19 protein-coding genes, 1 tRNA gene and 1 pseudogene are annotated in these 24,988 nt (G+C 68.3%); 4 read left to right on the top strand and 17 right to left on the bottom strand.

Going from position 1 to position 24,988, the window contains the following annotated elements; all coding sequences use genetic code 11:
* The first annotated feature begins 80 nt into the window (after nucleotides 1–80).
* On the top strand, nucleotides 81–1,751 hold the full coding sequence (locus QM774_RS09855; RefSeq protein ID WP_414975704.1) for an alkaline phosphatase D family protein: 1,671 nt from the start codon (nucleotides 81–83) through the stop codon (nucleotides 1,749–1,751).
* A gap of 10 nt (nucleotides 1,752–1,761) precedes the next feature.
* Here QM774_RS09855 and QM774_RS09850 read toward each other — a convergent pair whose 3' ends face one another.
* From QM774_RS09850 to QM774_RS09840, 3 genes are read right to left on the bottom strand one after another with little or no spacing between them, the layout of a single operon-like run.
* Entirely contained in the window at nucleotides 1,762–2,799 is a 1,038-nt protein-coding gene (locus QM774_RS09850; protein WP_414975703.1) for a hypothetical protein, read from the bottom strand.
* A gap of 13 nt (nucleotides 2,800–2,812) precedes the next feature.
* Nucleotides 2,813–3,382 carry a dCTP deaminase gene (gene dcd / locus QM774_RS09845; RefSeq protein ID WP_414975702.1) on the bottom strand — a complete coding sequence of 190 codons (570 nt, stop codon included), beginning with the start codon at nucleotides 3,380–3,382 and terminating at the stop codon, nucleotides 2,813–2,815.
* A 50-nt stretch (nucleotides 3,383–3,432) separates the two neighbouring features.
* Nucleotides 3,433–6,072, bottom strand: coding sequence for a hypothetical protein (locus QM774_RS09840; RefSeq protein ID WP_414975701.1), 2,640 nt, complete (start codon nucleotides 6,070–6,072; stop codon nucleotides 3,433–3,435).
* Between the two features lie 225 nt (nucleotides 6,073–6,297).
* On the opposite strand from QM774_RS09840, the gene QM774_RS09835 reads away from it, so the two are divergent.
* Nucleotides 6,298–6,371, top strand: a tRNA-Gly gene (locus tag QM774_RS09835).
* Nucleotides 6,372–6,385: 14 nt separating this feature from the next.
* On the opposite strand, the gene QM774_RS09830 is transcribed toward QM774_RS09835, so the two are convergent.
* The 3 genes from QM774_RS09830 to QM774_RS09820 all read right to left on the bottom strand — a co-directional run bounded on the left by QM774_RS09830 (nucleotide 6,386) and on the right by QM774_RS09820 (nucleotide 10,545).
* On the bottom strand, nucleotides 6,386–7,417 hold the full coding sequence (locus tag QM774_RS09830; protein ID WP_414976639.1) for a hypothetical protein: 1,032 nt from the start codon (nucleotides 7,415–7,417) through the stop codon (nucleotides 6,386–6,388).
* On the bottom strand, nucleotides 7,414–9,159 hold the full coding sequence (locus tag QM774_RS09825) for an Eco57I restriction-modification methylase domain-containing protein (RefSeq protein ID WP_414975700.1): 1,746 nt from the start codon (nucleotides 9,157–9,159) through the stop codon (nucleotides 7,414–7,416). Before QM774_RS09825 ends, QM774_RS09830 begins: the two co-directional genes overlap by 4 nt.
* A gap of 225 nt (nucleotides 9,160–9,384) precedes the next feature.
* Complete coding sequence (locus tag QM774_RS09820; protein ID WP_414976638.1) at nucleotides 9,385–10,545, bottom strand: AI-2E family transporter; 1,161 nt, start codon at nucleotides 10,543–10,545, stop codon at nucleotides 9,385–9,387.
* A gap of 168 nt (nucleotides 10,546–10,713) precedes the next feature.
* Between QM774_RS09820 and QM774_RS09815 the strand changes: the two genes are divergently transcribed.
* The gene (locus QM774_RS09815; RefSeq protein WP_414976637.1) at nucleotides 10,714–11,931 is read left to right on the top strand and encodes a lipase family protein; all 1,218 of its coding nucleotides are present in this window, start codon (nucleotides 10,714–10,716) and stop codon (nucleotides 11,929–11,931) included.
* A gap of 10 nt (nucleotides 11,932–11,941) precedes the next feature.
* On the opposite strand, the gene QM774_RS09810 is transcribed toward QM774_RS09815, so the two are convergent.
* The 4 genes from QM774_RS09810 to QM774_RS09795 all read right to left on the bottom strand — a co-directional run bounded on the left by QM774_RS09810 (nucleotide 11,942) and on the right by QM774_RS09795 (nucleotide 15,700).
* Entirely contained in the window at nucleotides 11,942–12,574 is a 633-nt protein-coding gene (locus QM774_RS09810) for a hypothetical protein (RefSeq protein WP_414975699.1), read from the bottom strand.
* Between the two features lie 10 nt (nucleotides 12,575–12,584).
* Nucleotides 12,585–13,973, bottom strand: coding sequence for a lipase family protein (locus QM774_RS09805; protein WP_414975698.1), 1,389 nt, complete (start codon nucleotides 13,971–13,973; stop codon nucleotides 12,585–12,587).
* Between the two features lie 66 nt (nucleotides 13,974–14,039).
* The gene (locus QM774_RS09800; protein ID WP_414975697.1) at nucleotides 14,040–14,747 is read right to left on the bottom strand and encodes a TIGR03943 family putative permease subunit; all 708 of its coding nucleotides are present in this window, start codon (nucleotides 14,745–14,747) and stop codon (nucleotides 14,040–14,042) included.
* Nucleotides 14,747–15,700: a permease gene (locus QM774_RS09795; RefSeq protein WP_414976636.1), complete on the bottom strand. Its 954-nt coding sequence runs from the start codon at nucleotides 15,698–15,700 to the stop codon at nucleotides 14,747–14,749. The genes QM774_RS09800 and QM774_RS09795 overlap by 1 nt, the downstream gene beginning before the upstream one ends.
* A 181-nt stretch (nucleotides 15,701–15,881) precedes the next feature.
* Here QM774_RS09795 and QM774_RS09790 point away from each other — a divergent pair, with 181 nt between their 5' ends.
* Nucleotides 15,882–16,997 carry a metallophosphoesterase gene (locus QM774_RS09790; protein WP_414975696.1) on the top strand — a complete coding sequence of 372 codons (1,116 nt, stop codon included), beginning with the start codon at nucleotides 15,882–15,884 and terminating at the stop codon, nucleotides 16,995–16,997.
* An 8-nt stretch (nucleotides 16,998–17,005) separates the two neighbouring features.
* On the opposite strand, the gene QM774_RS09785 is transcribed toward QM774_RS09790, so the two are convergent.
* The 7 genes and pseudogenes from QM774_RS09785 to QM774_RS09755 form a co-directional block, all read right to left on the bottom strand.
* Nucleotides 17,006–18,544 (bottom strand): MFS transporter, encoded by a 1,539-nt coding sequence (locus QM774_RS09785; RefSeq protein WP_414975695.1) that lies wholly within the window; start codon nucleotides 18,542–18,544, stop codon nucleotides 17,006–17,008.
* The gene (locus QM774_RS09780) at nucleotides 18,541–19,092 is read right to left on the bottom strand and encodes a TetR/AcrR family transcriptional regulator (protein WP_414975694.1); all 552 of its coding nucleotides are present in this window, start codon (nucleotides 19,090–19,092) and stop codon (nucleotides 18,541–18,543) included. The genes QM774_RS09785 and QM774_RS09780 overlap by 4 nt, the downstream gene beginning before the upstream one ends.
* A gap of 94 nt (nucleotides 19,093–19,186) precedes the next feature.
* Nucleotides 19,187–20,116 (bottom strand): type IV toxin-antitoxin system AbiEi family antitoxin domain-containing protein, encoded by a 930-nt coding sequence (locus QM774_RS09775; protein WP_414975693.1) that lies wholly within the window; start codon nucleotides 20,114–20,116, stop codon nucleotides 19,187–19,189.
* A gap of 125 nt (nucleotides 20,117–20,241) precedes the next feature.
* A complete protein-coding gene (locus tag QM774_RS09770) occupies nucleotides 20,242–21,009 on the bottom strand; it encodes a MerR family transcriptional regulator (RefSeq protein ID WP_414975692.1) in 768 nt (255 codons plus the stop codon).
* A 70-nt stretch (nucleotides 21,010–21,079) separates the two neighbouring features.
* A pseudogene (locus QM774_RS09765) lies at nucleotides 21,080–22,218 on the bottom strand (PDR/VanB family oxidoreductase).
* A 12-nt stretch (nucleotides 22,219–22,230) separates the two neighbouring features.
* Nucleotides 22,231–23,127, bottom strand: a complete 897-nt coding sequence (locus QM774_RS09760; RefSeq protein ID WP_414975691.1) for a metal-dependent hydrolase — start codon at nucleotides 23,125–23,127, stop codon at nucleotides 22,231–22,233.
* 16 nt (nucleotides 23,128–23,143) lie between these two features.
* Entirely contained in the window at nucleotides 23,144–24,922 is a 1,779-nt protein-coding gene (locus tag QM774_RS09755) for an SDR family oxidoreductase (protein ID WP_414975690.1), read from the bottom strand.
* Between the last annotated feature and the right edge of the window lie 66 nt (nucleotides 24,923–24,988).

Genomic DNA, 24,988 nt, shown 5'->3' with positions numbered 1-24,988 from the left:
ACCGGCGCGTGAACCTCCGGAAACCCGGGGTCAACGGCCTGGTCCGCATCGAGTCACCCGAATCTGACACGGTGCCGTGTGTGAATATCGACAGCCCCTCCGCGATCTCGCGCCGCACGTTCGCCGTCGGCGCCGCGGGGATCGCCGGTGCCGGAGTACTCGGCGCCTCCCTGGCCGCCGCCGGCCGCGCGACGGCCGACGGCACCGCACCCGCCCGCACCGTCTTCGCACACGGCGTCGCCTCCGGCGACCCGCTGCCCGACGCGATCATCCTGTGGACCCGCGTCACCCCGACCGCCGACGCGAAACCCGGCTCCGGACGCGGCCCGGCCGTCACGGTCGACTGGGAGATGTCGCGCAGCGCCGACTTCTCCTCGATCGTCGCCTCCGGAAGCGCCGGCACCGACGCCTCCCGCGACCACACCGTCAAGGTGGACGTCAGCGGTCTGGCCCCGGCCACCCAGTACTGGTACCGGTTCCGCGCGTGCGGTGCGACGTCCCCGGTCGGCCGCACCAAGACCGCCCCGCCGGCAGACACCGACCCGTCCAAGATCCGCTTCGGTGTGGTCAGCTGCTCCAACTGGGAAGCCGGCTACTTCGTTTCCTACCGCAAGCTGGCCGAACGCAAGAACCTCGACGCCGTGGTGCACCTGGGCGACTACATCTACGAGTACGGCGCCGGCGAATACGGCGGCCACGACGGCAGCGTGCGCACCCACGACCCGCGCCACGACATCGTTTCGCTCGCCGACTACCGGATCCGGCACGCCCAGTACAAGACCGACGCCGACCTGCAGGCCGCGCACCGCACCCACCCGTTCATCTGCACCTGGGACGACCACGAGTCCGCCGACAACTCGTGGTCCGGCGGCGCCGAGAACCACGATCCGCGCACGCAGGGGCCGTGGGCGCCGCGCAAGGCGCACGCCGATCAGGCCTACTACGAGTGGATGCCGGTGCGTCCGCAGGTCGACGAGAACGGCCGCCACCTGTACCGCCGATTCCGCTACGGCACCCTGCTCGAGCTCAACATGCTGGACCTGCGCACCTACCGCACCGAGCAGCCCTCGATGACGTCGACCGAGTCGGAGTCGTCGACCGCCACCATCACCGGCGCCCGCCAGATGAACTGGGTCACCAACAGCATCGAGACCTCGACCACCCGCTGGCAGATCATCGGCAACTCGGTGATGATCACCCCGGTCGTCATCCCGCCGCTCGACCCGGCCCGCACCCGGGCGCTCACCGACCTGCTCGGGGTGCCGGCACACGGCGTCCCCTTCAACACCGACTCGTGGGACGGCTACCAGGCCGACCGGCAGAAGCTGCTGACCGCCATCGACAAGAGCGGCAAGAGGAACACGGTCTTCATCACCGGCGACATCCACATGTCGTGGGCGTGCGAAGTGCCGCGCAACGTCGGCACCTATCCGGGTAGCGGCAGTGTCGCCACCGAACTGGTGTGCACCTCCATCACCTCGAACAACCTCGACGACATGGTGCCGGTGCCGGAGAACACTCTCGACGCCCCGGCGTCGGTGGTGATCCCGGCCAGCAATCCGCAGGCCCGATGGGTGGACACCGACCATCACGGCTACTCGGTGCTGACGGTCACGCCGTCGGCCACCCAGATGGACTGGTTCTACGTGGTGAACCGTGCCGATCCGCGGTCGGGCACCTTCTACGGCAAGTCGTGGAAGACGGTGTCCGGCACGGCCCGCCTCACCCCGGTGTCGCGGCCGGCGTCGTGAGCCGGGCGCGCTAGCCGATGACGATCGGCGGCAGTCCCGGAATCGGGTTCGGGATGGTCCGTCGCGGATTCGGGCGGGGGCGCGGCGCCGGCTTCGGCCCGGTGGGCGCTTCGGTCTGCGTCGGTCGGGCGGTGGACTTCGGCGCCGGCGGCACGTAGCGCGACATGCTGGCGCGCGCGGCACTGATGTCCTCGGGGGCCGCGGTCGCGGGCGGACGCTGCTCCTCCTCGTGCGCGTTGGCCGACGTCGACGGGGTAGCGGTCTGGGCGGTCGGCCGCTGATGTTCGTCGCCGCCCTGCACGGCCAGCGCCACGCCGGCACCACCGGCCACCACGAGTCCGAGTGCCGCCACACCGGCCAGGACCCGTCCGCGGCGGGATCGGGAGCCGGACGGGGCCGCGTCGTCGCCGGCTTCGGTGCCCTCGGCGTCGCTCACCTCCCAGGCCAGCGACCCGGTGGAGGCCTCGACCCGATCCAGCAGGGTGTGGGTCGGTTCGTCGTCGCCGGCGAAGGTGACCGGGAACGGGTCGCCCGGCAGCAGCATGGTGTAGCCGCGTTCGGTCATCGACTCCCACAGGCCCGGCCACTGGTCGGCGCCCGGGCTCAGGAGCACGGCCGCGACCGGTTCGCTGCCGGCGAGCTCGACCACCATGCCGTGGACGCGATTGACCTCGGGGACGGTGGCCGCCATGACGGCGTCGAGACTCACCGTCGTCAGACGCAGCTGCTGGGTGCCCATCAACAGGACGCTGTCGCGTTCGATGAGGGACTCGCGGGCCCGGCGGACGATGTCGACCAGTTCGGCGAAGACCGCCGGATCGCTCGCCTCGGGGACGGCGCCGGTGTCACGGAGGTAGGTCGCGGTGCGGACGTCGATCACATACGGGGTGATCCGCGGTTCGGCCGTGGTGGCCTCGACGTTCATCGCCGGGTCGAGACGGGCCGCCCACAGACCCGAGTCGCCGAAGTCGAGGGCGAGGACCGCGCCGGCGGCGTCGGCCGGGACGTCGAAGGCGTCCAGCCATGCGGGATGTCCGGGAACGGTCATGGTCGGCGTCCGATCAGGGATTCTCGAAGTTGAGGTACGCCTTCGACGGCGTCGGGCCCCGCTGGCCCTGATACTTGGAGCCCATGCCCGCCGAGCCGTACGGGTTCTCCGCCGGCGACGACAGCCGGAACAGGCACAGCTGACCGATCTTCATTCCCGGCCACAGCGTGATCGGCAGGTTCGCGACGTTCGACAGTTCCAGCGTGATGTGGCCGGAGAAGCCCGGGTCGATGAACCCGGCGGTCGAATGCGTGAGCAGACCCAGGCGGCCCAGTGACGACTTGCCCTCCAGACGGCCGGCGAGGTCGTCGGGCAGGGTGCACACCTCCAGGGTGGAACCGAGCACGAACTCTCCGGGATGCAGCACGAACGGTTCGCCCTCGGCCGGCTCCACCAGGGTGGTCAGCTCGTCCTGACGCTGCGCCGGATCGATGTGCGTGTACTTCGTGTTGTTGAAGACCCGGAACAGGCCGTCCAGGCGCACGTCGACGCTCGACGGCTGCACGAGCTTCGGGTCGTACGGGTCGAGGCCCAGTCGTCCGCCGTCGATTTCGGCGCGGATGTCGCGATCGGAGAGAAGCACGAGGTCAGTCTAGGCAACTCGGTGCACGGTTCACGACCCGCAGCCCGGCTTCAGCCGTTCCGGGGAGCCGGCGACGCGGCGTCGTGCCACGGGCTGCGCTGGCGCACATCCACGTACAGGTCGCCGAATGCGGACTCGCCGACCCGCCACTTGTCGCCGCGCGCCGACCGGAAGACGTGGTCGCCCTGCTCGGCGACGTCAGGGGTGCGTCCATCGCCCTCGAGGGAGTGAACGTGCTCTCCGGGCACCGCGCGACGGCCCTGTCCGGAGCCGATCCGCCGGTAGGTGTCGGGCTGCCCGTCGACCGGTTCGTAGTGCTGGTGGAAGAACTCGTCGACCACGGTGCGGGTGGTGTCGCCCTCCAGGATCAGCCAGTCGCCCGGCCGGCCGACCTTCTCGTCGCGATGGTCGTCACGCCAGGTGAACGGCTCGGTGAGCTGGGTGGCCGTCACGAGGGTGGGCTGACGCGGATAGTCGTGCCACTGCGGCATCGGCCGGAAACCGAGGACCGCGAGCACCTGGAGTGCCCGCAGGAGACTGCGGGCCGGGTAGGCGAGGTTGTCGGGGTTCTGCGTGTACTCGTCCCAGTCGATGAGGTCGGCGCTGGTCCGCGTCGCGAACTCGCGCTTCTTGCGTTCCACGCCGCTGCCGCCGGCGTCGCCGTGCCGCCAGCCCTCGCGGTAGTGGTAGTCCACCCAGTCCTGGTGCTCGTAGTGGATGACGTCGTCGAAGTCGTCGCCCTCGATGCCGAGCAGCGCCGCCTTGTCCTTGCAGCCCTGAACGGTCTCCGATTCGGCGACTTCGCCGAGATCGGGCACGCCGAGCGGCGGATCCTCGAGCGACGCCCACGTGCAGTCGGCGTACTCCTCGACGGTCCACAGGACGTTGAGGATCTCGCGCCGGTTGGAGCCCTTGTAGAACTCGTCGAGGTCGTCCCAGGCGGCGGCGCTCGGCTTGGCGGGGTCCTGGTCGATGCAGTACAAGCGGTGTTTGAGGATCGCGGCGCGCTCCCACACGTCCTGCGGCACGCCCTTGTCGGCGTCGAGCGCGATCGGGAAGTTGATGAGCTCGCCGACCACCGGGCCGCTGCTGAGCGATCCGACGGTGTCGCCGCCGACGTACAGCGGCAGTCGCGGGAAGCGCGCCGCCAGGCGGGTGCCGTCGGTGAGGCCTTCGGGGGTGTCGCGTTCGAGGATGACGGCCGTCTGGTCCTCGCGGACCGGATCGTCGTGGCGTGGATCGGCTTCCGGGGCGAGCGAGTCGGCCAGCAGGATGCCGTCGAGGCGTTCGATGCCCGCCGAGTCGGGGGACCAGTTGACCACCAGGTCGCTGTCGCCGGCACCGGTGCGTTCCTGCTGCGCCTCGTAGTCGCGTTGCAGTCCGGCGGCGGCCGGGCCGAGGACGGTGACCTCCGGGATGGCGGGCAGGTCGGGGCGCCGCAGACCGTCGGCGCCGCCGCGGTCGGCGACGATCCCGTCGTACACCTGCTCGGTGAGGCGGCGTTCGCGGGCGATCTGCGAGAACTCGAGCAGCAGCGAGTAGGTGAGGGGCGCCGACGCCTCGACGTACACGCGTTTGGGGGTGACCGGTCGGCTCATCAGCTGGTAGGCGAGGCGGGTGGCGGTGGCCTCGTACCGTCCGACGGCTTCGGGGGCCCACCGGCGACGTTTGCCGCTCATCAGCTGGCGGCGCCACGATTCGGCGTGCCAGGGGTCGTCGACGCGCACGGTCAGCGGGACGCGGATGTGTGCCCGTCCGAGACCGCGGCCGCGGTTGCCGACGGCCTCGTCGATCTCGTTGAACCGGGTGAAGTTCGATTGCGGGTCGGCCGACAGCAGGTAGACGCGGCGGGCGCGATGCCACACCCGCAGGCGGGCCAGGTTCGCCGCCTCGTCGAGGTTGAGTTCGATGATGCGGGCCTTGGCCTCCCGGGTGGCGCGGACGCAGTCCCGGTCGGCGTTGGAGGTGATCACCAGCAGCTGTGTGCCGGGGATCTTGCTCTGCGCGATGTCGCGGACCAGGGCCACCACGTCGTCGTCGACCCCGACCACGATGGTGAGCGGGCCGCCGAAGCGCACCGACGCCCGGTCGATCTGCGACCGGAACAGTTTGATGCCGGCGGCGACCGCGGCGAGCAGCAGCACCAGTACGCCGACGATGCGGGCGACGTCGAGGGCGACCGGGTACCGGTCCACGCATCGCGCGCCGATGCCGTCGTCGAGGCCGCCGACGAACAGCAGGAGTGTCTCGTAGACGGCGCGGAGTGCGCCGTTGCCGGCCGGACCGGAATGGCAGCGCAGATACGAGGTGAAGCCGAGGACGGCGGCCCCGACGGTCATCGAGGCGAGGGCCAGGGTGGTCGACGCCGACGGCCACCGCTGGTGCGGGAGCCACCGCAGGAACAGGGTCAGCAGGAACAGTCCGGCGAGGACGAGCGCCGCCCACAGGGTGCCCGGTTCACCGAACCACCTGAGCCAGGACGGCTGGTGGTCGCGCAGATCGGGGTCGAGGGCGAGCAGCGCCAGCCAGAGCGTGGTGACGACGGTGAGGAATCCCGCGACGATCGCGGCCGCCGTGATCGGCTTCTCGTGCCGGTCCAGCCAGATCCGCCATCCGTCCGCGAGTGACCGGGCCCGGGCGAGTGATCGCGGGGCCCAGCGATTCCGCCGATGCCCGGTTCCGCTCGTCATGGTGAGCATTATGCCGGGAGGGTCGTGTTCTCCCGCGCCGTCGCGCCGCAGGTCGTCCGAACAGTCCAACGTCGGGGAGCCCGAATCCGCTGTGCCGTGACTTGGGGCCGTATATGGGCATCAAGTCACGGCACAGAGGGCGGCGATCGCCGACACCGGCTGCGGCGTCTCATGCCGGCGCACCCGTTTGCTAGGCTGTGTTTCGCGAGGTCAACGACCCGCAGCGCCGATGTAGTTTAGTGGTAGAACATCAGCTTCCCAAGCTGAGAGTGCGGGTTCGATTCCCGTCATCGGCTCCACAGAATCCTCCGGTTCAACTGCCGGGTTCAGCCAATCTGGCGCGGGCCGCGGTATGGCGATTCACCGGTGTCGCAGCAAGAATCCGACGGACCATCGTCTCCATGAATCGCGCCGGTTGCAGGCCGGCTGCGACCAGATCCTGACGCACCTTCACAGTCGGCAGGTGGGCGATCTGTGCCTGGAGCGCAGATTCCTCGACGGCACCGATTCCCAACTCGTCGCCATGGGTCGATTCGATCAGGCCGGCATCGACCAGTGGATCCTCGCCATCGCCGGGGTCGTCGTCGCCGTTCTCGACGGCCACGTCGTCGCTGTACTCGAGAACCAGGAGTGCACACGCGTGGTACGCGTCGTCCTCCTGCCCGAGCTTCAGGAGTAGATCGACCAGCCAGTCGGCGATCGGCGCCGCCTCCTCGAAAGCTGTGGACCGCAGCCCATAGAGGAAACCCAAGGCTGCCATGGGGTGCCGGAGGCGCAGGTTTTTGGCGTCGCCGTAGGACTCCTCGACGCGATTCGCCGCATTCTTACCGAAGCTGGAATCCATGCGCTTCGTGCTGATTAGCAGTTCAGGCCCGGTGTCCCAGCTCGACATCGACACGTCGACCTGCTTGAAGTAGTTCTTACCGAGGTAGTTCGCACTCGACGCGGTGACCCCGGCGATCGACGCCTTCCCCTCGATCCGGTCCTGCACCTGAGCTCGGAGTTTCACTGGCAGGCTCTCCACCAAGGCCGATACAGGGCCGGGCAGTACGCGAGGTACCGCAGGCCGTGGCCAGACGGCGTCCGGATCGAAGCCTGCGCGCCGAAGCTCGTAGGACACCCAGACGTCGAGGGCGAGGGCGGGAACGCCGGACTGTGACTTGGCGTGAAGGTGGAGCGGCACTCCGAGGAGTTTCGCGAGAGTTGCGAAGTCCGGCGTATACGTCGGTTCGCCGTCGCCCGAAGCACGCCACGGGTTGCTGTGAACCTGGTCGGGTGCGGCGTCGGAGACGATCTGGTCGAACAGTGCCCAGGCCTGCGCCCGAACGGAAGTATCGGACATCAGGCACTATCCTTGAGATCGAACGTCGGGGTGAGTCCTGCCGCACTGATTCCGTATGCGCGGCACGCAGCGATCGTCGCACCCTCCACGTCGCGGGCGCGGAACGCGTCTCGCAGCGCGGCCTCGACCTCAGGGCAGAAATCGCTCATATTCGGTACCGGTACCCGCTTGAGATACTGAGCCTGGAAACGCAGAGTTCCGCCCCGCATCTTTACGCAGAACGCTTCGATGTAGGCCTGCGCGATCTCGGATAGGAGTAATCCGCCCAGCACCTCGAGGTCCCACTCGTCCGACACGATGTAATAAAGGTTGTGGTGCGGATAGTAGCCACCCGGTTCCAGCACCGGGTTGATGGTGGTTCTCATGTCCTGGAGCAGCAGCTTCGGCCGGTCGACTAAGGTCGGATCGACTCGGTCGATGGTGCGGTACCAGGTATTCGGGTTCTTGCGGGCCACATAGCGGCGTCGGATTGCCGGTCGATTCGAGAGGTAGCGCGACAACGCCGGGTAGTCGTCCAGGGCTACCAGACGCCCATCAGGGCCCCATGGGTTGACGAGGTAGTGACCGCTCCAGCGAAACTTTCCGCTCTGCAGATCACGCACCATGCTCATGGGCAGTAAGCGGTCGGATTCGACGATCGAGCGGTCTGTGACGACGTAGTCCGAGTCGGCACCACTGGCCACCCCGATGGACACCCGAGTTCCCGTCGCCGGATCGGACAGCGGACGGAAGTTCTTTGCCAGAAAGTCGACGAGTCGCAGGCGGGCCGGGTCGCCGGTCGGCCAGTAGTCGCGCCCGTCGAACCACGATTGCAGGCGATGTGCTGAGAAGCCGACCCCTTTAGCACTCGAATAGTCCTGCCGCAGCGACCACGTCACGAGTTCCCTCGCCGACGCTTCCGCGAAATCGGCTCCGGCATCGGCGACCACGACTTTCCCTTGCACGTTGTGGGACAGAACGGTGATGGCTGGATAGGCCGAGACTTCGGTTTCAAAGGCGTCGACGTCGTGCATGGTCCACACGTGCTCGACGGCGAACCCGTCGGTGACGAACTCCCGGAGTGCTTTGCCGTACTGGTTACGCATCCATCGGTCCGCGCAAATGAAGCCGAGTCGCCCGCGGGGTTTCAGCAGGGAGAGGCCGCGTTCGTAGAAACCGACATAGATGTCGGCACGACCCCGCATCGTGGGCCAGCGCTTGCGATAGTCGGCATCCGACTCGGCATCGAGATTCTCGGTTCTGATGTACGGAGGATTGCCGACCACGTAGTCGGCATTCTGCTCTCGAGGGCCGTGCAGGAAGTCCGCCCGGCTTATCCAGGTGTTGGCCAGGTGACTGGCCTCGCTGCAGCCTTCGCGTTCGAGTACTGCAGCCACCTGCGTACGGCAGCCTTCGACGTGCTCGGGTTGGATGTCGAATCCACGGATGGCACCGGCCAGGCGGTGCAACGGAACGCCGTCGCGATGTGCACTTGCGATGAGCCGTTCGACCGCCGGTATCAGAAAGGCGCCGGAGCCGATGGACGGCTCGACCAGACGCTGTTCATACAGGGGTTTGTCGGCGGTGTAGCCGACGAGGTCGAGAATGGCTTCCACAATCCAGCGGCGGGTGAACACTTCCCCGTAGTTGGCGGTGGGCGCCGCGGTCATGGTCACGTCTTGAAACTTACCGCCGCGGTCGGACATCTCGTCGGACCGCAACGCCCCTTCGAACGGAATCGTGAGCTGCACGTAGTCCATGTGCATTTGGACGCACAGTGTGTGGTGTCGGTTCCACCGGCACGCCGTTCATCTGTCGGCGGGTATCGAGGCCCGCATGGCTACGACGTTCAACCGCACGCATCTACATCTGGGTTGCAGGGGTTGATGTTCTTGGCGTTGGCTGGTGGACGAAGGGGGTCTCTTCCCCGAGCCGGTGTCGTTCGGGGTGTTCGCTTGGCCGGTCGCTGCGGGGGCGCGATCCTGTCCACCTCAGGACGATTCGGACGCCTCGTCGGCTGGGACGTCGTCCGCCGCCTCCACGGCCTTCTTCGACGTGAACAGCGCACCGATCCGGTGCCACCACTTCGGCTTCTTCGGCGGGTCCGCATCGGAGTCGTCGTCGTTGTATTCGGCGATCCAGACACCCTTGTTGACCGAGCGGTACAGGTCGATGGTGGTCACGACGATGATCATCACGACCGGGCCGAACACGATGCCGGCGAAACCGAACATCTTCATGCCGGCGAACACCGCCAGCATCATCAGCGCCGGATTCAGATGGGCCTTGGTGGGTACCAGCATCGGGCGCAGGACGTTGTCGACGTTGGTGATCACGATGATGTGCCACAGCGCCACGAACACGCCGCCGACGATGTTGCCGGTCAACGCCATCCCGATCCCCAGCGGAATGGTGACGATGCCACTGCCGAGCGGGATGATCGACAGGGCCGTCAAGAAGATCAGGAACATGAAGAAGCCCTGATGGATGCCGCCCAGCCAGATCGAGATCGCTCCCAGCGTGCCTTGCACGAACGCGATGATGAACTGGCCGCGGACCGTCGCCGTCACCATCGCGCCGATCTTCGACAGATAGATGTCCGACACCTCGGGGCTCAACGGATTCAGATCCTTGAAGATCTGGGCCACCCGCGCGCCGTTGCCGAGCAGGGCGATGAAGACGTACAGGAAGATGATCGCGATGGTCACGCCGTTCGCGATACCGCCGACCGAACCCTTGGCGATCCCGAGCGCGAAGTTGCCGGCACCCACCGCCAGCTTCGACACCTGCTCCTGCACGCTCTCGACGGTCAGATGGGCGTGAACGAACGGGATCTTGTCGAGGAGCCGGTTGGTCGAGTCGAGCACGCGGTAACCGAGCTTGGTGACGTCGGTGTGCCCCAGCCAATGGCTGACGCCGTCGATCATCTCCTTGATCTGGATGCCGGCCATCGTGAGGATTCCGGCGAGCGGAACCACGACGATCGCGATCGCCGAGAGCAGGGTGGCGGTGGACGCCAGCCCCGAGTTCATGTGCTTGCAGAACCGGCGGTACAGCGGCATGAACAGGTAGGCGAGAACCGCGGCCAAACCGATCAGCACCAGATAGCTGCGCAGAAAATAGCCGCAGAACAAGATCGCGATGACCGTCATCACCGCCAGGGCGCGTTTCTCCCTCGCCCCGAACACCGGCAGCGTCGACGTGTTCGCGTCGTCCTGCCCGGGATCGTTCGTCACGCGATCAGCTTAGGCCTCCGCGCGAGGTGAACGGCCGGTGCGGGTGAGCGTTTCTCGCCGGTGCGGCGTAGCTTTCTTCTGGTGATCACGACAGCCCACCGTTCATTGCTCGTTCTCGCGGCGTTGGCCGCGCTGGTGACCGGCCTGCTCGCAGCGCCGGGTGCCGCGCAGGCCGCACCGCTGTTGCCGAGCGCCGACCCGTTCTATCGGGCGCCCGCCGATCTGGCGGCCGCCAAGGCGGGCGACGTGCTGCGGACCCGCACCGTGTCGATCGGCTACCAGGACAACCGGCTGCCGGCCCGTGCAACGCAGGTGCTGTACCGGACCAGTGACCAGTTCGGCGCGCCGGCCGCCACCGTCACCACCATCCTGACGCCGTCGAATCCGGCGCCGGGACGGCCGATGATCTCGTACCACGCCTTCTACGACGCACTCGGATCCCAGTGCGATCCGTCGTACACGCTGCGCGGCGGCCCCGACTCGTCGGTGCCCGACCTGGCGGCGGCGGGCGGCTTCACCGCCGCCGGCTACACGGTGGTGGTCCCCGACTACGAGGGACAGAAGATGCGCTGGACGCTGGGCCGCGAATCCGGGTACGCCGCACTCGACGGCATCCGCGCCGCCCAGCACGCGCTGAAGGCGCCGTCGTCGACCAAGGTCGGCATGTTCGGCTACTCGGGCGGTTCGGTCCCCACCATGTTCGGCGCCGATCTGGCTGCCAAGTACGCACCGGAACTTCACCTGGTGGGTGCAGCGGCCGGCGGCGTGTTCGTCAATCCGGCCACCGACCTGCCGTACGTGAACGGCAGCAAGGAGTGGGCCGGCGTGATCCCGGCACTGATGAGCGTCTACGACAAGGCGTACGGCCTGAACCTGGACGCCTACTACTCGCCGAAGGGCAAGCGGATCATCAAGGAGGTGCAGGGCGGCTGCATCAACTCCTTCGCCTCCGCCTACCCGGGCCTCACCGACCGGCAGATGCTGGCCGGCGGCCGATCGATCCTGGACGTGCCCGGTGCCCGTGAAGCGCTGGCCGACAACGTCGCCGGCACGCAGGGCACCCCGCGGATCCCGATGTTCATCGGGCAGGGCCTGTCCGACGGCAAGGGCGACGGCATCATGAACCACCAGGACGCGGTATCGCTGGCGAGCAGCTACTGCCGCCGTGGTGTGCCGACCCGCATGGACACCTACCGGGGCGTCTCGCACACCGGTGCAGCCGTGCCGTTCGCCGCGGATGCATCGGCGTTCCTGGCCGACCGCTTCGCCGGCCGCGCCCCCGGCGGCTGCTCCATCCGCTGACGCGCGGCCGTCAGCTCGCGGTGACGATGACGGCCAGGCCGTCGTGGTCGCCGGTGAAGTAGCCGTCGCCGTCGCCGGCCGCGTTGTTCAGCGGCGCGGTGCCGGTGCGCTTGAAGATCGTCTTCTTGTCCAGTGCGGTCACCAGCTCGTCGCGGGCCCGGTCGAACGAGCTGTACCTGTGCTGCGGCGGCACGTGCTCGTAGTCGACGTTCTCGCGGCTCAGCGCGCCGATGAACACCCAGCCGGCGTCGGTCTTCGCGGGGCCGAAGAGGCGGCCGTGGTCGTTGTTCTCCATGAACACGTGCGTCGAGTAGGCGTGGTCCTTCGCCTCCGGCAGTTGCCCGTAGACGGTCCCGCCGATCACACCGCCGTACCCCGAGCTGTGTCCGGTCCGGCCCGGGAACCCCGCCTGGTGCATGGCGTCGTCGAGGCGGGCCTGGGCGTCGTCGCCGTCCTTCGCGCCGGTGTCGACGAAGATCACGTTGATCGGCTCGCGGAAGGGCAGGCCGTCGTGCAGGTACCCCAGCCACCGGGCGATCTGCCCGTCCGGGGCGATCATCCACTGCCCGATCGCACCGAGACCGTCGACGTCGGCGGTGGTGAGAGCGTCGGGCGTGGTGTCCTGCGGGGGAGCCTGTGTCATGCCCCCGAGGCTAGCGGGGGCATCCGCTCGCCGCAGGGATGCCGCTCAGACGCGCGTCGAGCCAGTTCATCGCATCCGGGTAGCCGATGACGGCGGCGGACAGGTGCTCGCCGGGAACCTCGTGGTAGCTGGCGTTCGCCCCGAGCCGGCACTGCTGCGCGTACAGGTCGCGGGCACCTTGCGCGGGAATCCAGATCTCCTGGGTGCCGTGATAGATGTACAGCGGCATACCCGCCTTCACATCGTTCATCTGCGTGATCGCGTAGATCTTCTCGGCGGTGGGCGAGCCGAACGGATCCTTGTCCTTCGACAGCAATTGCGCCGGCAGCTGCAACGGTGCTGCGATGCCGTAATCCGAACCGCAGGAGTTCTTGAACGACGACGTCGCCAGCCGTTCACCGAGATGGTTGGTCAGATTCAGCACCTCGGGATGCTCGCGGGCGACGCCGAGGGTCGCGGCCAGCATGACGCCGGTCGCGATGTTCGCGTTCATCGCCGCGGCCAGCATCCGGAAGTCGGCGGGTACGCCGCCGAGGGCGGCGCCCACCATTCGCGGAGCCAGGTCGGGGGCGTAGGTGTCGAGGACCTTCGCGGTGCCGTTGGTGGCGATCGCACCGCCCGAATACCCGGTGACCGCGACCCGGCTCTTCGCGTACTTCGCCGGATCGTATTTCGCGGCCGCGCGGATCGCGTCGAGCACGATGTGACCGGCGAGAGTCGGTTCGGCGTACGCCTCCCGCGGTCCTTCGTGGTCCGGAACGATCACCGCGTAGCCGTGCGAGAGCGCGAGCTGCGTGGTCGGCGGGAACAAGTCGGTCTGATTGGTCTTGTTCGAGTAGCCGTGGGTGAGGGTGTAGCCGGCGGTGCATTCGGTGCCCAGGCCGTTGATGGGGACGTTGTTCACCAGGATCGGGCGGGGTCCGCCGCGGGTCCACGGGGACTTCGGCTCGATGACGGTCGCGGTCCCGAAGATCGGTACGCCCTGGGTGTCGGTGGACCGGAACTTGAGCATGTGGGCGCCGGCGATCGGAACGGTCACCAGGAAGCCGGTGGCGGCGGTGACGTCCCGGGTGGCCAGCACGTCACCGGGTGCCCGCGTCCCGAGGCCGGCGGGCCAGGAGTCGAACATCGGATCGCCGATGGGGTCGGGGAGGACGGCGTTCCGCAGTTCCAGGGTGGCGTGGTCGTAGCCGGGGCCCTGGGCGCGCTGGGGGATGGTCGTCAGGTGGGGGATGGTCGCGGGCGGCACCACGTCGTCGACGCCGTCGATCACCTGGCTGGGCAGCGGCCGCAGGTTCGGTGGCTCCGGTCGGGCGGAGGCGACCGCCGGCGCCAGGCACGCGGCGGCCAGGGCCGCGGCGACGGCGAGCCGGGTGCGCCGGACGGTTGCTCTGCTCATGACCGTTCAGCCTAAGTCACATCAGTCACTTCTGTAACAGTCGGTTCTGAATCGAGACCGTTCGGATCAATAGTTGTACGGGTTCTCCGGCGCCGCCGTCGGATGGGCTTCGGTGACCGTCACCTCGGGCACGAAATGCCGCTCCTGGGTCGCGGTGCCGTCCACGACCACTCCGACGAGCTCCCACCAGCTGTCCGCCGGCGCGGCGGCCATCTGCTGGGCGCCGGGACCGACGACCTCCACGCGGAACGTCCGTGCATCGGCGGCACAGCAGATGATGACGATCTGGCCGAGATAGGTGTGGTTCTCGAAGTGCTGGACGGTGCCCTTCAACGTGATCGGGGTGTCGTGCAGGCCGCCGCCGTCGGACTGGTAGGCCCGCTGCACCACGTCGAACACCGACAGCTTCGGGTTCGGCCCCGGCGGCAGGGGGTCGAGTTTGAGGCTCTGGGTGGCCGATGCGTTGGACTGTCGGTCGGTCGCCGGCTTCAATGCCGGCGGCACCAGGAAGAACACCACGAGGATCGGGACGGCCAGCATCCACAACGACCGCCCGCCGCCGTGATGGTGACCGTCGTCGTCGGCCACGTGCGCGCCGGGACGCATGTCCCGCACGATCGACACCAGCGCCAGCAGGACCAGCACGATCGCCGAGATCAGCAGCCACGGAAACATCACCGGGCGTACGTAGCGTTCGTAGCTGCCGTCGAGCGTCACCTTGCCCACCGTCAGACCGATGCACAGCAGGATCAGGTTCTGCGTCTCCCGGTTCATCAACGCCACCCGAGGATCAGTGCGCCGACGCCGGTCGCGACGACGACGGCGACGACGAACGTGGTGGCCGAGAACCGTGCGGCGAACCGGTGGCCGAACTCGCCGGCCTGCATCGCGATCAGTTTCAGGTCGACCACCGGGCCCACCACCATGAACACGAGCCGGGGGATCAGCGGCAGCGACGCCATGCCGGCCGCGATGAACGCGTCGGCCTCCGAGCAGACCGCCAGGATCACCGCCAGCACCGCCATCAGCGCGATGCCGACGACGATGTTGCCGCCGAGGGAATCGAGGACCTTGCCGGGTACCGCGACGTTGAGGATCGCCACGAACACGCCGCCCATCGACAGGTAGGCCGCCGACTGCAGGAAGTCGTGGCGCATGGAGTCGACGAAGCCGCCCCAGCCGCGCGCCTTGTCGTCGGCGACGTGCCGGCGGATGAGCACCGACGGATCACCGAAGCGCGCCCACAGGCCGCCCATCACCATCGCGGTCAGCAGCGATGCGACGAATCGGGCCGCCACCATCTTCGCCTCGCCCGGGAAGGCGACGGCGGTGGACACCAGCACCACCGGATTGATCGCGGGGGCCGACAGCAGGAACGCCAGTGCGGCCGCCTGCGGGACTCCGCGATCCATCAGGCGCGCCGAGACCGGGACGGAGGCGCATTCGCAGCCCGGGAGCAGGGCTCCGGCCACGCTGCCGACGCCGACGGAGGCCACCGGATTCTTCGGCAGGATCCGTGCGATCATCGCCGGGGTCACCCATGCGTTGATCGCACCGCTCACCACGGTTCCCAGCACGAGGAACGGCACGGCCTGGATGAAGACTCCGGCGAACACGGTCGCCCCGGTCGCGAACGACGCCGCGTTGTTCAGTCGCGTGTTGAACGGGATCGCGATGAGGACGCCGAGGGTCAGGATCAGCAGGAAGATCACCGTCCCGCCGCGCATCAGGGGAGCGCGCGAGCGCGGGGCGGTGGACGTCGACACCCTGTCAAGGTAGGCGACGAACCGGTGCTGATGAAAACGATCGTCGGTCCCGACGGGTCGTCGACCACGGGAAACCGGCCCATATCCGGCAGATCACCCCGGCGTCGGTCGCCGTTCACCTTCATCTGACAACATCCCGTGCATGAATGATGCGGCCGCGCCCCCGCATGCCTCGCAGCAGCATGCCACGACGCCCGAAGCCCACCCGATCGCCCCGAACCGGCGTACCTTCCTGGCCGGCAGCGCCGCCGTCGCCGGGGCCGCCGCGCTGACCGGGGCGGCCGTCGCCGCGGGCGGTGCTGACGCCGCACCCGCGAAGGGTCACTACCCGTTGCCCGTCGGCCGCGACCGGCTCCGGGTGTTCCTCAACGGCGACGCCGGCACCGGCAAGCAGCCGCAGTACGCGGTCACCGCCGCCGCCCGCAAGATCCACGCCCGGGCGCCGTTCGACCTCGCCGTCTCGCTCGGCGACAACATCTACGAGTCCGGCCCCGACGGACCGGACGACGATCAGTTCCGCACCAAGTTCGAGAAGCCCAACGCGGGCCTCGACTTCCCCTGGCTGATGACCCTCGGCAACCACGACAACTCGTCGGTGTTTCCCGGTGACGGCGGCTGGCTGCTCCGCGGCGACGCCGAAGTGGCCTACCACCGTCGCTCGAAGCGCTGGTACATGCCGAAGCGCTACTACTCGGTGTCCACCGGGGTCGCCGACTTCTTCGTCCTCGACCTGAATCCGCTCGCCGCCTACGTGCCGCCGTTCCTGTCGCCGGAGTGGGAGCCGGGCGGGCGCTACATGACGCAGCAGGCCAGGTGGCTCGAGCGTTCCCTCGCCGCGTCGAAGGCCCCGTGGACGTTCGTGTGCACCCACCACCCGTACCTGAACAACGGCCCGCACGGCGCCGCCGGCGACTACGACGGTCTGCCCGCGCCGCTCAACGGCGTCGAGCTCAAGAAGTTCGTCGAGCGGCACGTGGCCGGCAAGGCCAACTTCCTGCTCTCCGGGCACGACCACAGCCAGCAGGTGTTCGATTCGGCCCCGGCGCTGAAGGGCACCCGCCAGATCATCTCGGGCGCGGCCGCCAAGTCGGTGAACGGCGAATCGAAGAAGCGGTTCCGCGCCCGCTACGAGAACTTCGCCGATCGCGGCTTCATGGTCCTGGACATCACCCCGTCACAGGTCGCCCTCGACGTGCACGCGGTCAAGACCGGCAAGCCCGGCTCGGTGGTGGAGTTCAGCAACCTCTACCGCCGCTGATCCGGCGCCTAGTGCTGGACGTCGAGGTCGAGGTTCTTCGGCGTCAGGAAGTAGACGGCGACGGCGGCCAGGCCCAGCAGGATCGCGCCGACGAGCCCGACGGTCTGCAGTGAGTCGGTGAACGACGTCGCGGCGCTCTGCGCCAGAGCAGGGTCGTGGGTCTTCACTGCGATCTCGAGGGCTTCGGCCAACGACTCGTCCGCGCCGGCGGGAGCACCGGCTCCGAGCTTGGAGCTGTAGACGACGGCGGCGACGGTGCCCAGCACGGCGACACCGAAGACGTTGCCGATGTCGTAGGCGGTCTCTTCGATGGCGGCGGCGTTGCCGGCCTTGTCTTGCGGGCTCCCGCTCATGATCATCGCCGAGGCGATGGCGAGGGAACCCGATCCGGCGCCCTGCAACAGCATGGACGTCAGCACCCACCAGTACGACAGCGGCTGGCCGGCGAAGAACAGCAGCAGGAATCCGAGAGCCGGGACCCCCAGGCCGAACGCCATGACGGCGCGGGCGCCGAACCGGTCGACCGCCGGGCGTGCCAGCAGCGAGGTGATGACGGCGCCTCCGGCGAACGGCAGCAGCCGGATGCCGGCCTGCAGCGGGCTGTGGCCCTCGACCAGCTGCAGCCACTGCGCGAGCAGGAACAGTCCGCCGCCCATGGCGACCATCGAGAACAGCGCGGCCAGCACGCCGGCGGTCAGCTGTGGGCGCAGGAACAGGCGGACGTCGAGCAGCGGATCGGGGCGGCGCAGGCACCGGCGGACGAAGACGGTCAGCAGCACGACGGCGGCGGCCAACGCGATCCACGCGGGCATGTCGGCCAGGCCGTCGGCCACGAAGTGCTTGCCGAACTCTTTGATCGACCAGACCAGCGACGCGATGCCGGCGATCGACAGCACGGTGCCGAGCGCATCCCAGCGGCCGTTTTCGGCGACCCGGGATTCGGGCAGGAGGAACCAGGCGGCGGCCAGGGCGATCACCATCGGCGGCACGTTGATCAGGAAGGCGGCATGCCACGAGAAGTGGTCCAGCAGCAGTCCGCCGATGATCGGGCCGAGTGCGGCGCCGACCGCCGATACCGCCGCCCAGGTACTCAGGGCGAGGGTGCGTTCGCGCGGGTCGGAGAAGATGACGCGCAGCATGGACAGGGTGGTCGGCATGATCATGGCGCCGCCGAGGCCCAGCAGGGCGCGCAACGCGATCACCTCGCCGGCCGAATCGGCCCACAGCACCAGCACCGATGCGAGCGCGAACACCGCGAACCCGGTCATCAGCAGCCGGCGACGTCCCCAGCGGTCGGCGAGGCCGCTCATCGAGATGAGCAGGCCGGCCAGCACCAGCGAGTAGGCGTCGACGATCCAGAGTCGCTGAGTGGAGCTGGGGTGGAGGTCGGCGTCGATCTTCGGCAGTGCCACGTTCAGGACCGTCAGGTCCATGACGACGGTCAGCAGCGCGAACGACAGGACGGCCAGGCCGGCCCAGCGCCGCCAGGGGGGAAGTTCGGTCTCGAGGGTGCCGTCGGGATTGATGGCGGGGGTGAAGGTGGTCATCGGTCGTTCGCTTCGGTCGGGCCCAGCAGGGACCGGGCCATGGCGGTCAGGACGTCCAGATCCAGGGGCTTTCCCCACAGGACGGTGTTGAGGATGGCGCCGTCGAGGAACACGGCCATGGAGGTGGCGGTGCGACGGTCGGTGAGGGTGTCGGCGAGGACGTCGACCAGCCCGCTGAACCAGCGGCGGCTCAGTGGTGCCAGGTCGGCGTTCTGGAGGCCGGCGACGTAGAGCGCGGTGTCGGCGCGGACGTGCTCGGTCTCGCCGAGGTAGTCGTGGAACAGCCGGGCGATCGCCTCGGGGGAGCGGTCGCTGTCTTCGATGAGCGCCGCGGTGGCCGCGAGGCTCTCGTCGACGCCGGCGGCGAGGTGTCCGAGGGCGGCGGTTCGCAGATCGTCGAGCGAGGTGAAGTAGTACGTGGTGGATCCGAGCGGGATCTGTGCGCGCTCCGCGACGCGGCGATGCGTCAGTCGTTCGCCGTCCCCGGCGGACAGCAGCGCCGCCGCCGTCTCGACGATGAGCTGCCGCCGATCAATGGAATCCGTCATGTGTACAAACGTACATGTACATATGTACACATCGCAACTGAGCCCTGTGCCGCTGGTTGAAGCCATATATCGACATCAACCAGCGGCACAGGCGTCAGGGCGTACATCGCGGGCACCCGGTGAGGGTTCCTGCCCAGCCGCGAGCCTGCAACACGCGGCCCAGCTTCCGGGCCGTCGCGCAGGGCCGTTCACAGACCTGGCCCCAACCGAGGCGCACGGTATGGCGACCGGAGTCTGCGGCCGCGTCGAGATCCCTCTCCAGGTCACGGTCCCGTGCACGCGCGTCGGCGTGCCAGCGCCATCCGTCGAGCTCGACCACCACCCGGTACTCGTCATAGTCGACGTCGCGGAAACCCGGTCGCCCGGACGCCGTCGGCTCCTGCCTGCATCCACGCGGCAGGCCGTGCGGGCGTTCCACCCCGCGGAGGTATCGCTGCTCCAGTACCGAGCACGTTCCCTGACGAACGTCGGACAGCACACCCACCAGAAAACGGCGGCGGCGCAGGCGCTCCCGGCCTTCGACAGCGCGCAGTAGACGATCCGCGGTGGTCCGCCGCGCGCCGACCGCGTCGGCCAGGACGGCGACGGCCGCCGTGTCCGACGTCGCCTCCGCGGCCAGGTCGACCAGCGCCTCGTCAGTGCGGATTCGGGGAGGCCGCGTCGTCCATAGGGTCCGCTCGTTCAAGTGAGAGACGCGGTGCACGATCACTCCCGGCCGGGTCGCGACCGTGCGCTTCCGATCGATCGCGATATGCACCGGCGACCCCGCGACCGACAGGGCCGACGAGTGGCTCAGCGCGGCCGGAGAGGCATCGAGCACAGCGGCCCAGGCTCGTTGATTCCAGGTCAAGGGTCCTGTGTGTGCGACGTACACGCCTCTGAACACCGGTGCCCATTCGCGCCGATGGAGCTTCCGTCGTATCGCCACCGCGTCCATCCCGCTTGCGAGCGCTTGCCGGCGCGTGATCACTCCGTCCTGGAAGTCGAGGAGGTCGTGCACTCGGGAAGGAACAGAAGCGGTCATCCATCGACACCACCACCCGCCGGTCGCCGTCGGTGGCCCCGGCGTCGGCCCCTGTGGACCGATTCGTGTCTGTGCCGCTACTCGGGACCGCTATTTGACATCAACCAGCGGCAGTGCGTCGACGGTCAGTCGGCGACGGAGTCGTGGCGGCGCTTGCGGGCGACGGCCAGGTAGTCGTCGAGCTGGCGGTTCATCTCGTCGACCAGGATGCGGTTGAACGAGTTGTGCGCGGTCACGCGGCCGGTGGCGCGCAGGCGGCGGATGAACTCGGCCGCCCAGTCCGACTCCTCGTCGCTCTCCGGGATCCAGCCGTCGAAGCGGCCCTCGGTGATCATGCGACGACCACCGGTCACCAGCGTGCGTGCGGCCACCAGCAGTTCGGCGTCCAGCTTCTCCTGCAGATCGATCAGGACCGACGCCGGAACACCGATCTCCATCAGGTCGTAGAGCGCGCCGACGGTCTCGGTGTCCTTGATCAAGTACTCGGCCGGGGGATCGGCGTCGCCCACCGGTTCGACCAGGCCCAGCGTCAGGATCCGCCGGATCACGTCGGGGTCGTCGGTGCCGAGACGGTCGTAGAAGGTCTGCCTCGAGATCGTCTCGGTCGGCGTCTCCTCGAGCGGAGACCGCACCAGCTCCTGGAGTCCCAACACCTCGGCGAGACCGTCACCACGCTCGATGCCGTCGAGGAACTCGCTGATGTGCGCCATCGTGAACCCGCGACCCAGCAGATCGTTGATCACCTTCAGGCGCTCGAAATGCTGATCGTTGTAGATGGCGATCCGGCCGCGCCGCACAGGCTTGGGAATCAGCCCACGGTCCTGATAGCCGCGGACGTTCCGGGTCGTCGTACCGGCAGCGCGTGCGAGGTCGTCGATCCGGTACTCCGTCATACGGCCCATTCTGACAGAGGCCGCCGGACGTTCGGCGCAGGTTTACCCCGGTGAGTCCGATACGCCGGACTCAGGCGTCGACGGCCAGCCCTCCCGAATCGCAGCGCGAGACGCACGGCAGAAAGAAGCCCTCCGCCTGCTCCGGCTCGGTCAGCAGCTGGTCGCGATGATCGATGACGCCGGACGTCGTATGCAGTTTGCAGGTGCCGCAGAAGCCCTGTTTGCACGAGTACGGCACCGTCGGCCGGGCCTCCAGGATCGCGTCGAGCGCGGTCACGTCCGCCGGCACGGTGAGGGTTTCGCCGGTCGAGTTGAGGGTGATCTCGAACTCCTTGCCGTCGATCACCGGAGGCGGCGAGAACCGCTCGAAGTGCAGCTCGATGTCGTCGCGATCGACCAGAATGCGCGCGCAGCCGCTCCAGCATGGGCACCGGTCCGCAACAGTAGATCGACAGGGCGGCGTCGCCGTTCTCGTCGACGTCGTACTCGCCGACCAGTTCCTCCATCGTCGGCAGACCGTGCTCGTCGTCGGTGCGCACCGTCACCTTGTCGCCGTAGCGCGCCAGCTCGTCGATGAACGGGATCGACTCGGCGCTGCGACCCGAATACAGCATCGACCAGTTCAGGCCGTAACGGTCGGCCATCGCCAGCATCGGCAGGATCGGTGTGATGCCGATGCCCGCGGCGATGAACCGCAGCTGTCGTGCCGGGGATCCGTAGCCGGGCAGGGCGAGCGGGAAGGCGTTGCGCGGGCCCTTGATCGGGACCACATCGCTGACCTTCAGAGCGTCGTGCACCTCGATCGAACCGCCGCCGCCGTCCGGGATGCGGCGGACCGCCACCCGATAGCTGCGACGGTCACCCGGATCGCCGCACAGCGAATACGACCGGCATCCGGCCCGACGGCAGGAACAGGTCGAGGTGGGCGCCCGGATGCCATTCGGGAAGGACCGAACGGTCCTGCGCGGCGAACGTCAGCGCGATCACGTTCTGGTCCTGGGCCACCTGCTCGCGGCCGACGATCTCCAGGTTCAGCACATGGGGATCGTCCGGATGCTCGACGATCCGGTCGAAGCGACTCCAGAACGGGAACCAGGTGCTGCGCAGGCCCGAGAGCGAACGCATCAGCGGATCGCGCTTCCACCGGCCGTACAGGTGCGGTGGCTCGGACGTGAGCGTCGTGGTGTGCGGATGCAGGATGTGGTTCATTCCGGCTCCGGATCACGCCGCGCGGCGGGCACCCGGCGACGTCGCCAGGTAGGCCACGGCCTGCGCGGTGTCACCGATGTCGGACGGCTTGAAGCCCGGCTTGAAATAGGTGAACGTCGGCAGGATGACGCTGCGGATGGTCGGCAGTACGCCGGCGTGCGCCCCGCGGAAGTACTGGAACCACTTGCCGGCCAGACCGTAGTGGACGGAGGTGTCCTGCTTCATGATGAAGCGGAAGCCGCGGACCACCAGCAGTGCCAGCACCGGGAAGGCCAACGACATCGCCCGGCCGCGACGCAGGTAGCCGTCCTCGAAGTCGGCGGCCGCGTCGTGGGCCACCGAACGGTGCTCCACCTCTTCGGCGCCGTGCCAGGTGAACAGATCCGCCATGTTGGGGTCGGCGCCGTTCTCCGCCCACCGGCAGTTCAGGACGAAGTCGCCCAGAATCGCGGTGTAGTGCTCGATGGCGGCGATCAGCCAGAGGCGCTCGACCAGGTGCTTCTGGCGTTCCTCGGGGGTGCCGTCCTCCTTCGGGGCCAGCACCTTCCGGAAGATCCACTCCATCTGATCGTGGTACGGCTTGGTGTCGATGCCACGCTTCTCCAGCCACTCTTCGACGGCTTTGTCGTGAGCCTCGGCGTGCATGGCCTCCTGGCCGACGAAGCCGCGCATGTCGGCGGCCAGCTCGTCGTCCTTCACCATCGGCAGCGCCTCGTTGAAGGCCTGCACGAACCAGCGCTCGCCCTCCGGCAGCAGCAGGTTCAGGACGGTCACCATGTTCGACGCGACCGGATGGTCCGGAATCCAGTGCAGGGGCACGTCGGCCAGGTCGAAGGACACGTTGCGAGCGTGCAGCTCGACCTTGCCCGGGTCGGTGTCCGGGGTCGAGTGGACGGGAGTCTTGCTCATGATTCCGGCCGGCCTCCTACTTGGTCAGCTTCTGTCGCGCGGCGATCCGCGAGCCCCACGGGAAGAACCGGTAGGCGCGGTAGCCGAACTTGGCTTCCGGGGTCACTGGCACCACCGCCTTGTTCCGCAGGATCGACGTGACGATGTCCTGGGCCACCCGGTCCGGCGTGAAGTTGCGCTTGGCGTAGAACGAGTCCAGCTTCTTGCGCTGACCCTCTTCGTCGCTCACGCCGGCCAGTTCGGTGCTGGACGTGATGTTGGTGTGCACGATGCCCGGGCAGATGGCGGTGACGCCGATCTTGTGCTCGGCCAGTTCGGCGCGCAGCGACTCGGAGAACATCAGGACGCCGGCCTTGCTCGACGAGTAGAGACCGAGGTCGCGCGACGGGGTGAAGGCCGCCGCCGACGAGACGTTGACGATTTGGCCGCCGACGCCGCGCTCCACCATCTGCTGGCCGAAGACGCGGCTGCCGGTGATGACGCCGCGCAGGTTGATGCCGAACAACCGGTCGATCTGTTCGTCGGAGGCGGCGAGCGCCGAACCGGCGACCGCGATGCCGGCGTTGTTGACGACGATGTCCGGGACGCCGTGCGCGGCGCGGACGTCGGCGGCGAACCGGGTGACCGCCTTGACGTCCGAGACGTCGAGTTCGTAGACGTCCGTCAGTACACCTTTGGCCTTGCATTCGACGGCGGTCTCTTCGGCGGCCGCGCGATTGATGTCGGCGAGGACCACTTCGCAGCCCAGGTCGGCCAGTGCGTAGGCGGTCTCGCGGCCGATGCCCGAGCCGGCGCCGGTGATGACGGCGAGCTTGCCGCCCAGCTTGCCGGGGGCGTCGAGCACGCGGGCGCGGTCGATGGTGTTGGGGGCGCTCGAGGTGCCCTTCTCGATCATCGTGATGAACTCGCGCGCCGACTCGGCCAGGTAGTCGGGGTGCGTGTACGGCAGCCAGTGGCCGGTGCGCGTGTTCTTGCGCCACAGCCGATCGGTGTGGGTGTGGTCGTCGGCGTAGATGGCCGGACGCAGTGCGATGTCGGTCTCGTTGACGATCTCGAGCGTGGGCACGGTGGTCGGGTGCGGATCGGGGTGGGCCAGCTTCTCGCGGATGTTGGCGCTGTAGAAGCGCAGGCCCGACACCATGTCTTCGCGCAGGGTCGGCGAGAACGACACGTTCTCCCGCGGGGTGCCCTCGATGGCGTGCAGGAACTCGGTCCAGTTGCGCTCGGAACCGAAGGTGTTGAAGAACGCCTTCGGCAGCACCGGCAGCTGGAAGAAGGCGGTGTACGCCGACGACGCGGCCTGCGAGAGGGCGCGGCCCAGATTGCCGGGCGTCGGGTGGGCCACGTTCTTGCGGGCCCATTCACCGAGGTAGTCGAGGTTGGGGCCGGACACCGAGGTGAACGACGCGATGCGTTCGTCGGCCCCGGGGGTGGTGACGGCCTCCCAGGTCTGCACCGAGCCCCAGTCGTGCGCGACGACGTGGACGGGCTTGCCGCCGCCGACCGCGTCGATCACCGCGAACAGGTCGGCCGCGAGGTTCTCCAGGCGGTAGGCCTCGACGGCGTCGGGCCGGCTGCTTTCGCCGTAGCCGCGGGTGTCGTAGGAGATGACGCGGAAGCTCTCGCCCAGGGTGGGGGCGACGAGGTCCCAGAGGTGGTGGGTGTCGGGCCAGCCGTGCACCAGGACGACGGTCGGCTTCTTCTTCTCGGACCCGCCCAGTTCGAAGACGGCCAGCTCGATGTCACCGTTGGTGACCGTCGAGCGGTTCCACTGGGGCTGGTTCGGCTGCGGCACAGGATCTCCTCGGCTGACTACCCGACCGACCGTACCATCGAGCATTGGCATATACCAATGCCTGTT

The sequence above is a fragment of the Gordonia sp. (in: high G+C Gram-positive bacteria) genome, assembly GCF_047600565.1.
Classification (GTDB): Bacteria; Actinomycetota; Actinomycetes; order Mycobacteriales; family Mycobacteriaceae; genus Gordonia.
The sequence above is the reverse complement of the archived record's forward strand: the minus strand, read 5'-3'. Positions and strand labels throughout refer to the sequence as shown.

Excerpts from the sequence above, each read along its gene's own strand:
- QM774_RS09790 (WP_414975696.1), top strand. The coding sequence starts at position 15,882 with ATGAATGATGCGGCCGCGCCCCCGCATGCCTCGCAGCAGCATGCCACG.
- QM774_RS09780 (WP_414975694.1), bottom strand. The coding sequence starts at position 19,092 with ATGACGGATTCCATTGATCGGCGGCAGCTCATCGTCGAGACGGCGGCG.
- QM774_RS09840 (WP_414975701.1), bottom strand. The coding sequence starts at position 6,072 with ATGACGAGCGGAACCGGGCATCGGCGGAATCGCTGGGCCCCGCGATCA.
- QM774_RS09800 (WP_414975697.1), bottom strand. The coding sequence starts at position 14,747 with ATGAACCGGGAGACGCAGAACCTGATCCTGCTGTGCATCGGTCTGACG.
- QM774_RS09795 (WP_414976636.1), bottom strand. The coding sequence starts at position 15,700 with ATGCGCGGCGGGACGGTGATCTTCCTGCTGATCCTGACCCTCGGCGTC.
- QM774_RS09810 (WP_414975699.1), bottom strand. The coding sequence starts at position 12,574 with ATGACACAGGCTCCCCCGCAGGACACCACGCCCGACGCTCTCACCACC.
- QM774_RS09760 (WP_414975691.1), bottom strand. The coding sequence starts at position 23,127 with ATGAGCAAGACTCCCGTCCACTCGACCCCGGACACCGACCCGGGCAAG.
- QM774_RS09785 (WP_414975695.1), bottom strand. The coding sequence starts at position 18,544 with ATGACCACCTTCACCCCCGCCATCAATCCCGACGGCACCCTCGAGACC.
- QM774_RS09820 (WP_414976638.1), bottom strand. The coding sequence starts at position 10,545 with ATGACGGTCATCGCGATCTTGTTCTGCGGCTATTTTCTGCGCAGCTAT.
- QM774_RS09805 (WP_414975698.1), bottom strand. The coding sequence starts at position 13,973 with ATGAGCAGAGCAACCGTCCGGCGCACCCGGCTCGCCGTCGCCGCGGCC.
- QM774_RS09850 (WP_414975703.1), bottom strand. The coding sequence starts at position 2,799 with ATGACCGTTCCCGGACATCCCGCATGGCTGGACGCCTTCGACGTCCCG.
- QM774_RS09775 (WP_414975693.1), bottom strand. The coding sequence starts at position 20,116 with ATGACCGCTTCTGTTCCTTCCCGAGTGCACGACCTCCTCGACTTCCAG.
- QM774_RS09770 (WP_414975692.1), bottom strand. The coding sequence starts at position 21,009 with ATGACGGAGTACCGGATCGACGACCTCGCACGCGCTGCCGGTACGACG.
- QM774_RS09825 (WP_414975700.1), bottom strand. The coding sequence starts at position 9,159 with ATGCACATGGACTACGTGCAGCTCACGATTCCGTTCGAAGGGGCGTTG.